This is a genomic window from Sulfitobacter sp. HI0129, from assembly GCF_001635395.1.
GTDB lineage: Bacteria > Pseudomonadota > Alphaproteobacteria > Rhodobacterales > Rhodobacteraceae > Sulfitobacter.
The window spans coordinates 1-1,557 of record NZ_LWGH01000545.1; the positions used below are offsets into that span (position 1 = coordinate 1).

Annotated in this window: 1 protein-coding gene and 1 pseudogene; both read right to left on the reverse strand. The window is 64.0% G+C overall.

Annotated features, from left to right (window positions below):
• Positions 1-604: pseudogene (locus A3764_RS14820) on the reverse strand (ABC transporter ATP-binding protein); the annotation flags it as partial.
• Positions 601-1,557: ABC transporter ATP-binding protein (locus tag A3764_RS14825; protein ID WP_150122200.1), on the reverse strand; the 957-nt coding region annotated here is incomplete at its 5' end. The pseudogene A3764_RS14820 and the gene A3764_RS14825, both read right to left, overlap by 4 nt.

Sequence of the window (1,557 nt, forward strand, 5' to 3'; positions counted from 1 at the left end):
GCAGAAACCAGTAGATCAGCGCGAAATAGAGACACAGCCAGAATGTGAAACCGATCGCCACCCGCCAGTCTATGGCGACCAGCAGCGCGACGGACCCGGCCAGTGACGCCAGCGCAAAAGCGACCACGTTGATCACCTCGGAGGTGACATCGGTGACCGCGCGCGCCGCCTGCATCTGCTTCTGGGCAATCCGCCCGGCGAAGTCATCGTCAAAGAAGGTGACGTTCTGGCCCAGCGTCCAGCGGTGCAGCCGCGACAGGACCAGCGGATTGACGTTCGGCTGCACCAGTATCGCGTTGGAGGCGGCGGACATCGCAAACAGCAGCGGCCGCGCCAGCAGGAAGAACGCCACCGCCCCGATGATCAGCGCAAGGTTGCTCCCGTCAAAGAACTGTTCCGGTCCCGCGGACACCGTGGCGTCGATCACCGCACCCAGTATCCATGCGGTTCCCGCCTCCATCGCTCCCGCCGCGGCGGAAAGGAATGCCGCCAGCCACAGCACCGGCCAGGCCCCCGCCAGACACCAGCGCATGAACGCGCCAAGCGTCTGGGGCGGCGGCCCGTCCGAAGTCTGAAACGGGTCTATCCAGTCATCCAAGCTCACGTATCGCCTTCCGGTTTCAGGAAACCGCCGGATTGGCGGTTCCAGAACTCTGCATATAGCCCGCGATTTTCCAAAAGCGCTTCATGGGTGCCGTCTTCGACGATCCGGCCCTCGTCCAGCACGACGATCCGGTCCATGTGGGCGATGGTCGACAGCCGGTGTGCAATAGCGATGACGGTCTTGCCTTCCATCATGCCATAGAGCGTTTCCTGAATTGCCGCCTCGACCTCACTGTCGAGCGCGCTCGTCGCCTCGTCCAACAAAAGAATCGGCGCGTCCTTCAGGATGACACGCGCCAGCGTGATCCGCTGCCGCTGCCCCCCGGACAGCTTCACCCCCCGCTCGCCCACATGGGCGTCATAGCCGCGACGCCCCTCGGGATCGACCAGATCGTGGATGAAGGCATCGGCATGGGCCTGCCGTGCCGCATCGCGCATTTCCGCCTCGGTCGCATCGGGGCGTCCATAAAGGATATTGTCACGCACCGACCGATGCAGGAGCGAACTGTCCTGCTGGACCATCCCGATGTTGCGCCTCAGGCTGTCCTGTGTGACCCGCGCGATGTTCTGCCCATCGATCCTGATCTCTCCCGATTCCGCATCGTAGAACCGCAACAGCAGCTTCAGCAGTGTCGATTTCCCCGCGCCGGACCGCCCGACCAGACCGATCTTTTCCCCCGGTCGCACCACCAGGTCGACCGACTGCAGCCCCCCGGAGGGGCGACCGTAATGATGGGTCAGGCGCTTCAGTTCGATTCTGCCTTCCGTCAGCTTCAGATCGGGGGCAGAGGCGGCGTCCGTCAGCCGGATGGGCTGGGCGATGGTCTCCATCCCTTCGGCAACGACACCCAACTGCCGAAAGAAGGAGGACAGCGCCCACATGATCCACGCGGTCATGGAATTGAGCCTCAGTGTCAGCGCCGTTGCGGCGGCCACGACGCCCACGCTGGCCTG